This window comes from Pseudoalteromonas sp. SIMBA_162 (assembly GCF_046535955.1).
GTDB lineage: Bacteria > Pseudomonadota > Gammaproteobacteria > Enterobacterales > Alteromonadaceae > Pseudoalteromonas > Pseudoalteromonas marina.
Map to the genome: position 1 here is coordinate 1 of NZ_JAWJBQ010000612.1, position 261 is coordinate 261.

Annotated in this window: 1 protein-coding gene; it reads left to right on the forward strand. The window is 62.8% G+C overall.

From position 1 onward, the window contains the following. The coding region (locus R0J88_RS21125) for a pyridoxal-dependent decarboxylase (RefSeq protein WP_410901045.1) at positions 1 to 261 on the forward strand (261 nt) is incomplete at both ends.

The following is a 261-nucleotide window of genomic DNA, read 5'->3' on the forward strand; positions in this document are numbered from 1 at the left end:
GTGAGTGTCACGCCCGTGGTATCTGGTTCCATGTCGATGGCGCCTATGGCGGCGGTCTGATCACCTCGCGTCGTCACGGTCACTGGCTCAAGGGCACCGAGATGGCGGACTCCGTCACCATCGATTACCACAAGACCTTCTTCCAGCCGGTCAGCTGCAGTGCCTGTGTGGTACGTGATCGCACCCAGCTGCGCCACGTCACCTATCACGCCGACTACCTCAACCCGGAGCTTCAGGCCCGCGAAGGCACGCCGGATCAGG